Annotated in this window: 7 protein-coding genes; 3 read left to right on the top strand and 4 right to left on the bottom strand. The window is 69.9% G+C overall.

The window, feature by feature from the left end:
• From P409_RS17110 to P409_RS17095, 4 genes are all read right to left on the bottom strand, one after another.
• The coding region (locus tag P409_RS17110; RefSeq protein ID WP_034839920.1) for an ABC transporter ATP-binding protein at positions 1 to 875 on the bottom strand (875 nt) is incomplete at its 3' end.
• A 16-nt stretch (positions 876 to 891) separates the two neighbouring features.
• Positions 892 to 1716, bottom strand: coding sequence for a carbohydrate ABC transporter permease (locus tag P409_RS17105; protein ID WP_034839916.1), 825 nt, complete (start codon positions 1714 to 1716; stop codon positions 892 to 894).
• A gap of 1 nt (position 1717) precedes the next feature.
• On the bottom strand, positions 1718 to 2635 hold the full coding sequence (locus P409_RS17100) for a carbohydrate ABC transporter permease (protein ID WP_202964698.1): 918 nt from the start codon (positions 2633 to 2635) through the stop codon (positions 1718 to 1720).
• A gap of 199 nt (positions 2636 to 2834) precedes the next feature.
• Positions 2835 to 4193, bottom strand: a complete 1359-nt coding sequence (locus tag P409_RS17095; RefSeq protein ID WP_052120809.1) for an extracellular solute-binding protein — start codon at positions 4191 to 4193, stop codon at positions 2835 to 2837.
• A 205-nt stretch (positions 4194 to 4398) separates the two neighbouring features.
• Between P409_RS17095 and P409_RS17090 the strand changes: the two genes are divergently transcribed.
• From P409_RS17090 to P409_RS17080, 3 genes are all read left to right on the top strand, one after another.
• Positions 4399 to 5472 (top strand): LacI family DNA-binding transcriptional regulator, encoded by a 1074-nt coding sequence (locus P409_RS17090; RefSeq protein ID WP_152613424.1) that lies wholly within the window; start codon positions 4399 to 4401, stop codon positions 5470 to 5472.
• A gap of 21 nt (positions 5473 to 5493) precedes the next feature.
• Positions 5494 to 7449 carry a DUF5054 domain-containing protein gene (locus tag P409_RS17085; protein ID WP_034839913.1) on the top strand — a complete coding sequence of 652 codons (1956 nt, stop codon included), beginning with the start codon at positions 5494 to 5496 and terminating at the stop codon, positions 7447 to 7449.
• Between the two features lie 287 nt (positions 7450 to 7736).
• A complete protein-coding gene (locus tag P409_RS17080; RefSeq protein WP_034839909.1) occupies positions 7737 to 9119 on the top strand; it encodes a hypothetical protein in 1383 nt (460 codons plus the stop codon).
• The last annotated feature ends 391 nt before the right edge of the window (positions 9120 to 9510 follow it).

The following is a 9510-nucleotide window of genomic DNA, read 5'->3' as shown; positions in this document are numbered from 1 at the left end:
ATGCGCAGATGCTCCGGCCGGATGCCGAGCGTCAGCGTGCCGCCGCGGTCGATCGCCCGGCCCAGCGCGTCCCACAGGAGCAGGGGCGGGGCCTGCAGCCCCTCGGCGGCCAGCACCGCCGCACCGTCGCGCCGCGCGGCCTCCACCGGCACCAGGTTCATCGGCGGGTTGCCGACGAAGCCGGCGACGAAGGTGGTGGCCGGGCGGCGATAGACCTCGAGCGGCGGGGCGTACTGCACCACCTCGCCTGCCTCCATCACCGCCACGCGGGTGGCCAGCGCCATGGCCTCGGCCTGGTCGTGGGTGACGTAGACCGCGGTCATGCCGATGTCGCGCTGCAGATGGTTCAGGAAGGCCCGCGCTTCCAGCCGCAGCTTGGCGTCGAGGTTGGAGAGCGGCTCGTCGAACAGATAGACCTGAGACGGGTGCACCAGGGCCCGGGCCAGCGAGGCGCGCTGCTGCTGGCCGCCGGAGATCTGCGACGGCAGCCGGTCCAGCAGATGGCCGATCTGCAGGATGTCCGCCACCTCCTGCGTCCGGTCGCGGCGGGCCTCCACGGGCGCGCCGCGGACCTTCAGCGGGTAGCCGATGTTCTGACCCAGCGACATGTGCGGGTACAGGGCATAATCCTGGAACACCATCGAGACGTTGCGATCCTTCGGCGGCTTGCGGGTGACGTCCGCGCCGCCGATCAGGATACGCCCGCCGGATGGCTGCTCCAGCCCAGCCACCATCCGCAGAGTCGTGGTCTTGCCGCAGCCGGACGGCCCGAGCAGGCAGACGAAGTCGCCATCGCCGATGTCGAGGTCGATGTCGCGCACCACAGTCAGGTCGCCGAAGGCCTTCTGCACCTTCTCCAGGGTTACTGACGCCATCGGGTCTCCCGCTCGCTCACGATTTGATGCCGCCGAAGAACCGGAAGCCGAACTTCCAGCTGACGAAGAGGTAGAGCGCCACCACCGGCGCGGAATAGACCACGGCATAGGCGGAGAGCAGGGTGACCACCGGCGTCCCGGCCTCGGAGTAGTAGGAGTAGATCGCCAGCGCCGCCGGCATCCGGGATTCGCTGCGCAGCAGGACGAAGGGGATCAGGAAGCTGCCCCAGATCTGCACGAAGGCCCAGACGGCGACGACCACGACGCCGGGGCGGATCACCGGCAGGGCGACGTCGAAGAAGGCGCGCAGCGGCGAGGCGCCGGCGACCAGCGCGGACTCCTCATAGGTGCGCGGCAGCCCGTCGATGAAGTCGCGCAGGATGAACATCGCGGTCGGCAGGAGGCCGCCGGCGAAGACCAGAATCACCGCGATGTGGGTGTCGACCAGGCCGATGGCGCTGACGATCAGGAAGATCGGCACCATGGCGGCGGAGCCGGAGACGACCGAGGAGAACAAGAGCAGCAGATAGGTGATGGCGCCCTTTCCCGGTACCGGCGCCCGCGACATGGCGTAGGCCGCCAGGGTCGCCGCCGCGGTCACCAGAGCGACGCCGCCGACGCTCTGGATCAGGCTGTTCAACAGCGCCCGCATGGCGAAGCCGTTCTCGAAGGCCTTGGCGAAGTTGCCGAGGGTGAACGGGTCGGGCATCGCCAGCCCCAGCTCGGCCCGGGCGTTGAACGGCGCCAGCAGGAACCAGAGCAGCGGCAGGGCGAAGGCCAGGCCGATCAGCGCCGCCAGGCCGGCGAACAGGATGCGGAGGAGGACGGGGCGCAGCGGCATCTCAATGCTCCGCCGCGGCCCGGCGTCGCCGCGCCAGGCCGAGATAGACCAGCGCGAAGGCCAAGTTGATCAGCATGATGACCGCGCCGACCGCGGCGCCGCGGCCGAACTCGAAATGTTTGAAGGCCAGCTGGTAGGTGTAGATCGACAGGATCTCGGTGCGGAAGGACGGGCCGCCGCCGGTCAGCAGGAACGGCGTGAACACGTTGAAGGTCCACATCGTCACCAGGATCAGGTCGGTCACGACATGGCCGCGGATCAGCGGCAGGGCGATGTCGCGCAGCTTCTGCCAGGACGAGGCGCCGACGACATTGGCGGTCTCGAAATAGCTCGGCGGGATCGACTGCAGCGCCGAGGAGAACAGCATCATCGAGAAGGCGGTGCCGCGCCAGGTGTTGAAGACGACGATGGCCAGGAACGGCATCTCCAGGAGCCAGTCCGGCCGGGGCAGGCCGAGCGTGCCGAGAATGCCGTTCAGCGTGCCGGCGTCGCGGTCGAGATAGGCGAACCAGGCGAAGCCGATCACCACCTCCGGCAGGATCCAGGCCGCCACCACCGCCGCCTGCACCGCGGCCTTCAGCGCCGGCGGGATATTCTGCAGCAGCCAGGCCAGCAGCAGGCCCAGCAGCGCCTGGCCGATCAGGGCGGAGAGCAGCACGAACTGGATGGTCAGGATCAACGAGGCGCCGAACTCGCCGGGGGCGAAGAACGACCCACCGTCGAACAGCGAGGTGTAGTTCTGCAGCCCGACGAAATCCGGGTGCAGCGCGGTGCGGCCCAGGAGGGTGCGGTTGGTGAAGCTGACCGCGATGATCCAGAAGAACGGCACCACGACGAACAGCCCGACCAGCACCCCGGCCGGCACCATGAAGGCGGCCCCGGCGCGGGCGGAGAGCAGGGTGGCACGCTTGTCCATCATCCTCCCCCTCCCCTCGCGGGAGGGGGTAGGGGGAGGGGGCTCTCGCAGATCGAGCGGTCATCGCGATAGCGTGCCCGTACACCAGATGACGGCCTCAGGGCATTCGCGCGCGGACGCGCGCAGACCCCTCCCCCTGCCCCCCTCCCGCAAGGGGAGGGGGAGAGCACGAAGTGGCTCGCGCCGGCTCCGGGCCCCGCCATCAGCTCTTGCTGACGGTGTTGGCCTCGCCGACGATCTTCTTCACGGCGGCGCCGTAGCGGGCCATCGCCTCCTCCGGCGTGGCGTTGCCGGAGACCACGGCCTCGGTCATGCGCTGCAGCTCGGCCGAGACCTTGTCGTAGTTCGGGTCGTTCGGCCGGGCCGTGGTGATCGGCATCAGCGCCTTGGCGGTGTCCTGCAGGAAGGCGGAGTTCGGCACCGGCACGTCGTCGCGGATGCGGATCCGCTCCTCGAAGCCCTGATAGGCGGTCAGCGCGTCCCGGCTGTTCAGGAAGGCCAGCAGCGCCCAGGCCTCCTTCGGGTGCTGCGTGTTCGGGTTCAGCACGAAGCCGGTGCCGCCGGAGATGGTGACGAAGTCGCGCCCGTCCAGCCCGCGGCCGGCGGCCTCGGCCGGGATCTTGGCCCATCCCATGGTCCTGTCCCGGTCTGCCACGGCGAACTCGCTGCCCGGCGCGGTGACCGAACGGTAGAACCAGTCGCCCTCGACCAGCATCGCCGTCTTGCCGTCGCGGAAATTGGCGAAGCTGCGGTTGCGGCCGTCGGCCAGCAGCTGGGCCCGCTGGTCGCCCAGCTTCTCGTCGACATAGATGGTCTTGTACAGCTTCAACGCCGCCAGGATCGCCGGGCTGCCGGTGATCCACCTGCCGTCCTTGTCCTGCAGCGCCTCGCCGGCGCCGAGCAGCAGGGGGTAGTAGCCCTGCATGGTGGTGGCCTCACCCATCGAGACCCCGGCGTTGATCTGCAGCGGGAAGCTGTCCGGATCGGCCTTCTTCAGGGCGCGGGCGGCGGCCAGCAGCTCGTCCCAGCTGGCCGGCTGCCAGCCTTCGGCCTTCAGCCCGGCCTTCGCGAAGACGTCGCGGCGGTAGTAGATGACGCGGACATCGGTGCCCTCGGCAAGGCCGTAGCGCTTGCCACGGTAGGACATCAGCGCCTGGGCGCCGGCCGAGATGTGCGACCAGCCGTCCCAGCTGTCGACCTCGGAGCCGGCGATCTCGTCGAGCGGCTTCAAGAGGCCGCCCTCGACGAAGCTGGGGATCAGGAAGCCGTCGAAGCTGGAGACGTCGGCCCCGGCGCCGGTGGAGAAGTCGAGCGCCAGCTGCTGCGTCAGCTGCTCGTCGGTGCCGCCGAAGCTCTTAAGCGTTACGGTGTGGCCGGCGCCGGCCGGGGTCTCGGCGAATTCCGGGATGACCCAGGTCTTGATCCAGGTCGCCAGCTCGGTGTTCACACCGCCCTCGACGCAGCGGCAGACGATCGACAGGTCGGCGGCGTGGGTCGGCGCGCCCCAGGACAAGGTCGCGAGCAATCCGGCGGCGAGAATCCCCAGGCGATGTGTGGTCATGCGCTGTGTCCTCCCCATGGCGGCGCATCCTTCAAGCGGGATGCGGCTCGGCTAGAAGTGAACACGCTTTCAGTTTTCCGTCAATCATGATCGATTTGCTTTCTGGCGGCCCCAATGCCTGACCTGGAATTGACTAGAATGCTAGCAAACCCATACATTCTGGCGCACCGATGCTTGACAGATCAAGACCTCCTGCCCAGTGTGGATGAAAGCGATTTCAATCGAGGCGCAGGTGTCACGAGAGGACCAGCCCAAGGGACAATCCATCGCCGAGATCGTGGCTAACCGAGCCAAGGTCTCACGCGCCGCGGTGTCCCGGGCGTTCAATCCGAAGGCGCCGTTGCGGGCCGACAAGCGCGAGCTGGTGCTGCGCATCGCCGAGGAGATGAACTACGTCCCGAACATGGCCGGCCGGGCGCTGGCGACGCAGCGGTCGCATCTGGTCGGCGTGATCGTGCCGCATGTCTGCAGCCCCTGGGAAAGCCTGGAGATCGACGCGCTGACCACGGCGCTGCAGGACCGCGGCTTCGCCACGCTGCTGTTCAAGACGCAGGTGGACCGCAGCCTGGACCCGAAGCTCCTGTCCTATATGCGGGCCTACAACCCGGACAGCGTGGTGGTGTTCACGGAAAATGTGCCGCCGGACCAGCTGCACCGCGCCTTCGATCAGGCGGTGCCGGTCTATGTCGACTATCCGGACGAAGCCTCCGACCCGGGGCCGCTGCCGGAATCGGGGATGCACCGCTTCGACTGCCTGCGGGTGCTGCAGCGTGACGGCATCGAGCAGGCAGTGGCGCTGCTGTCCGGCTTCGGCCGCCGCCGCTTCGCCTATCTGGCCGGTAACCCGAAGGCCCAGGCCAACACGGCGCGGCTGCGCACGCTGCAGCAGGTGCTGGCGGCGCGCGGCCTGCCGCCGGCCGCGGTGGCGGAGGGTGATTTCAGCTACCAGCGCGGCCATGACGCCACAATCGAGCTGTTCCGGGCCGGGCCGGGGGCCGAGGCGGTGTTCGCCGCCAACGACGTCAGCGCCTTCGGGGCGCTCGACGCTCTGCGCCAGGCTTTGGGCCGGCGGGTGCCGGAGGATGTCAGCGTCGTCGGCTTCGACGACATCGACCAGGCGGCCTGGCGCAGCTACGACCTGACCACGATCAAGATCGACGTGGAGGAGCGGGTGGCCGCGCTGGTGCGGCTGATCCTGCAGCGCCTGCAGAACCGCACTGCTCCGCCGATGACCGAGACGATCCGCACGAAGCTGGTCGTCCGCAGCACCGTCGGCTAGGAGCCCACTAAGGACCACCCGATGACCGGCCGGACGATCCACCTCGTCTTCAAGACGCATCTCGACATCGGCTTCACCCAGCTGGCCGAGACGGTGCGGCGGGAATATCACGAGGTGTTCATCCCGCGCGCGATCGACACCGGCGAGCATTTCTTCGCCGAGGACCCGGCGCAGCGCATGTTCGTCTGGACCGCCGGCGCCTGGCTGATCTGGGATCACCTGGCAACCCAGCCGCGCGACAAGGTGCGGCGGCTGGAGCGGGCGATCGCGCGCGGGCTGATCCGCTGGCACGGCCTGCCGTTCACCACCCACACCGAGCTGATGTCGCCGGCGCTGTTCCGCGCCGGGATGTCCTATGCGCAGGAGCTGGACCGGCGCTTCGGCACCGCGACCATCGCCGCCAAGATGACCGACGTGCCGGGCCATCCGCTGGGCATCGTGCCGATCCTGGCGGAGGCCGGCATCCGGTTCCTGCATATCGGCGTCAACTCGGCCTCGACCCTGCCGGAGGTGCCGCCGCTGTTCCGCTGGCGCGCGCCGTCGGGCGAGGAGGTGCTCGTCGCCTATCAGAGCAGCTACGGCGCCACCTTCTTTCCGGCGGGGATGGGGCAGGGGCTCAGCTTCGCCCACACCTCGGACAATGTCGGGCCGCAGGGCATCTCGGCGGCGGCGGAATGCCACCGCGAGGTGCGGGCGGCGAATCCGGGCGCCGTGGTCCGTGCTTCCTCCCTGGACGATTTCGCCGCCGTCATCTGGCCGGAGCGGGAGCGCTTTCCGGTGGTCGACCGCGAGATCGGCGACAGCTGGATCCACGGCAGCGCCAGCGATCCGGAGAAGACCGCGCGCTTCCTGGCGCTGCAGCAGGTCTACGACCGGTTCGCGGAGGAGGGGCTGGACGACCGTCGCCTGGCCTTCGGCCGGCACCTGGCGATGGTGGCCGAGCACACCTGCGGCGTCGACGTGAAGACCTTCCTGCGCGACGAGGCGGCCTGGGACCGGCCGGATTTCGAGGCGGAGCGGCGGCGGGATCCGCGATTCCGCTTCACCGAGACCTCCTGGGCCGAGCAGCGCGCCTATCTCGATGCCGCCGTAGATGCGCTGTCTGCAACCGACAGGCCGGTGGCGGACAAGGCGTTGGCTGAGCTGCAGCCGCCCGATCCCGCCGTGGCGAAGGCGCCGGGGGGCAGCGGCCTGATCGAGGCCCGGGCCGGCGGCTGGCGGCTGGGCATCGACGGGACGACCGGAGCCGTAATCACGCTGACAGCGCCCGATGGCGGGACGCTGGAGGGGATCGGCGGCAGCCTGATCGCCTATGCCTATGAGAGCTACGACGCGACCGACGTCGCCGCCCACATGCAGGGCTATCTGACTCACTGGCTCGAATGGGCGCTGCTCGACCACGGCAAGCCGGGGCTGGAGCGGGCACGCACCGCACGCTCCGCCGTCTGGCGGCCGTGCTTGGCCGGGCTGGCGCAGGATGGATCAGGCCTGACGCTGTTGCTGGACATGCCGGAGGACGCCCACGTCGTCTTCGGTGCGCCGCGCCGGGCGGAGCTGCGGATCGCGGCAGCGGAGGACGGCCTCGACCTCGTCCTGGTGCTGCGCGACAAGCCGGCGAACCGGATGCCGGAGGCCAGCTTCCTCGATTTCACGCCGGCCGGCATCGAAGGCTGGGATTTCCGCAAGATGGGCCTGTGGCAACCGGCCGACCGGATCACGCCGAAGGGCGGCGGACAGCTCCAGGCCGTATCGGGCATCCGCGGCCGCCGGACGGACGGGCGTGTCCTGTCGATCCAGTCGCTCGACGCGCCGCTGGCGGCGCCGGCCGGCTCGCGCTTCATGCCGTTCGCGTCGGGCCTGCCGGATTTCTCCGCCGGGGTACGGATCAATCTGCACAACAACAAGTGGGGCACGAACTTCCCGATGTGGTGCGAGGGTACGCTGCAGTTCCGGTTCCGCATGCAGCTGAAGGCCTGAGAAACCGCCGGGGAGGCGGCTTTTGCCGGTCCCAGACCAATATCCATTAGTCGGATAATATATATTATGGAAAATATGAAGTCACCAGGAAGCACTGAAAGCTGGCTGCTCGGACAATCACCCCTCGATCAGGCCCTGGGCAGGCCCTGGGCCGATGACATCGCTGCGGCTTCCGTCATCGGATCCGTCAGCAAAAAGCACGCCGATGATCATCGAAATGCCACGAATCCTATTGAAACAATTGCGGTGTCGAGGCGGTCCGGCGATCCGGACTGGGGGGTGACACCATGAATGCCCGTCATTGGATCAAGCTGCTGGGCCTGATGGCCGCGCTGGCCGCTTCGCCGGCCCTGGCACAGACCACAATCCCCGCAGCCCCCGTGGCCGCATCGGCCACCGTCGACCGGGACACGCTTCCCGCCGCCGGCCAGCACGACACGCTGCTGCGCGTGCTGCAGCCCGGCCGGTTCTCGATCCGCGTCAGCAGCCGCAGCGGCGTGGCGATCCAGCTGGTCGACATGCTGACCGGCCCGTCGGAGCCGTCCGGCGAAGCCGGAGCCACCGACGGGCGGTTGGACGTGCTGCTCGACATCGGCACCTACAAGCTGCGGCTGTTCGGCGCCAAGGCGGCCGAGGGTGATGCCGCGCTGACCGTCGCTCCCTTCCGCGAGGCCGAGGCGTCGGCCCTGCGCCCGCGCGACGGCGAGGTGCTGAGTGCGCCGCTGGCCGACCTGCAGCAGCGTTCCTTCTGGCTCGCCGTCGAGGCGCCGGGCTTCCTGCGCCTGGAGGCCGCCGGCCGCAGCCTGGCCGAATTGCGCTTCTGGCGGAACGGCACCGACCTGATGCCGCAGGCCGGGCGGCTGCGGACCATCGAGCCGGTGGCCGGCCACCCGATGACCGACATTGTCTTCGAAGGCAATCTGGAGCCGGGCACCTATCTGGTCACCGCCTATGGCGGCCCGGCCGCGACCTGGGCCGATGGCGACACCAGCCAGCCCTTCCACATCCGCTTCGGCGCCTCGAACGCACTGTTGGCCGGCTGGGTCGACGGCGCCATCGGCCCGTTCGGCCGTGAGCTGTACCGGATCGACGGCAGCGCCCGGCTGTTCCGCCTGGCCCTGCCCGCCTCCGCCCCCGCCGGGCTGCGGGTGCTGAACGGCGCCAGCCCGCTCTCCGGCGGCGCGATCGACAGGAAGAGCCGCGAGCCGATGGCCTCGGCCGCCGCGGCCGCGTCGGACTCACCCGGTGATCGCGTGGTCGAGGTGACCGGCACGGCCGGCCAGCCCTTCCAGCTGCGGGCGATCGAGACGCCGGCCGGCACCAGCCTGTCCAATCCCGGCGACTGGTGGGTCGCGGCCCCGACCGCAGGCTTCGGCGGCGACGAGCTGCCGGCCACCCTGGCGCTGGTCCGCACCGAGACGGACAGGCCGACCGTCACGGTCGGCAGCAACGCGCCGCAGATCGGCCCGGGCGCGGCCTGGCGCCAGCGCTTCAACCTGCGCGGTCCCAGCACGCTGCTGCTGCACGTCACCGCCCCCGGACCGATCGCGGTGCGCAGCGACGGCCCGGCCATCCGTTCGACGATGACCGTCCCCAAGGCGACGTGCAGGCGGCGCGGACCGGCGGCGCGACCCCGTCCTGGGACCTGGCCGCCGGCTGGTACGTGCTGAAGCTGGACCCGGTCGACGACGCCAGCGGCATCCTCGACCTGACCGTCGGCCCGCCCGGGCTGGTGCCCCGGGACAATACCCCGACCCAGCCGGCCGACCCGGTGGTCGGCTTCGGCCGGCAACAGCTGGCGGAGGGCCAGGCCCTGCGGCTGGTCCGCCAACAGCGGCCCTCAGGCGCGGACCGGGCTGTCGGCCCGGCCCTGGCCGCTCGACCTCGCCGACGGCCCGCTGGCCGTGACCCAGGGCGCGGGCGAGCCGCTGAGCCTGTCGCTGCAGCACCCGGCCGACGGCACACTGCTGCAGACCGAGGTCGGAATCGGCACCACCGCGCTGAAGCCCGGGCCGGCCCCGGCCAGCACCACCGGCGCCGATCTGACCTTGCCGGCGCCGG

Source organism: Inquilinus limosus MP06, from assembly GCF_000767795.1.
Lineage (GTDB): Bacteria > Pseudomonadota > Alphaproteobacteria > DSM-16000 > Inquilinaceae > Inquilinus > Inquilinus limosus_E.
Note: the sequence above shows the minus strand (reverse complement) of the source record. Positions and strands in the feature narration are given on the sequence as shown.

Excerpts from the sequence above, each read along its gene's own strand:
- P409_RS17105 (WP_034839916.1), bottom strand. The coding sequence starts at position 1,716 with ATGCCGCTGCGCCCCGTCCTCCTCCGCATCCTGTTCGCCGGCCTGGCG.
- P409_RS17100 (WP_202964698.1), bottom strand. The coding sequence starts at position 2,635 with ATGATGGACAAGCGTGCCACCCTGCTCTCCGCCCGCGCCGGGGCCGCC.
- P409_RS17095 (WP_052120809.1), bottom strand. The coding sequence starts at position 4,193 with ATGACCACACATCGCCTGGGGATTCTCGCCGCCGGATTGCTCGCGACC.
- P409_RS17090 (WP_152613424.1), top strand. The coding sequence starts at position 4,399 with ATGAAAGCGATTTCAATCGAGGCGCAGGTGTCACGAGAGGACCAGCCC.
- P409_RS17085 (WP_034839913.1), top strand. The coding sequence starts at position 5,494 with ATGACCGGCCGGACGATCCACCTCGTCTTCAAGACGCATCTCGACATC.
- P409_RS17080 (WP_034839909.1), top strand. The coding sequence starts at position 7,737 with ATGAATGCCCGTCATTGGATCAAGCTGCTGGGCCTGATGGCCGCGCTG.